Origin of the sequence: Rhodoplanes roseus (assembly GCF_003258865.1) — a bacterium.
GTDB classification, from domain to species: domain Bacteria; phylum Pseudomonadota; class Alphaproteobacteria; order Rhizobiales; family Xanthobacteraceae; genus Rhodoplanes; species Rhodoplanes roseus.
Genome location: NZ_NPEX01000921.1, coordinates 1 through 251 on the forward strand (window position 1 = coordinate 1; position 251 = coordinate 251).

The 251-nt window shown below is 72.1% G+C and carries 1 protein-coding gene; it reads right to left on the reverse strand.

What is annotated here, in order from left to right; all coding sequences use genetic code 11:
- Window positions 1–251: bifunctional hydroxymethylpyrimidine kinase/phosphomethylpyrimidine kinase (locus CH341_RS33015; RefSeq protein WP_210208749.1), on the reverse strand; the 251-nt coding region annotated here is incomplete at both ends.

A 251-nucleotide genomic window follows, 5' to 3' on the forward strand; every position in this document is an offset into this window, starting at 1 on the left:
GGCCTGACGGGTCATGGCGTCGGCGTCCGAGGCCACCGGCTCGGCCAGCATCCGCGCCGCCTCGAAGAGGTTCGGGGTGATCAAGAGCGCCTTCGGCACCAGCACGGAGATCAGTGTCCCGACCGCTTCCGGCACCAGCAGCGGATCGCCGGAGGCCGCGACCATCACCGGGTCGAGCACCACGGTCTCTTGGGCGTGCGCGGCAAGGCCGGCAGCCACCGCCTCGATGACGGCCGGCCGCGACAGCATGC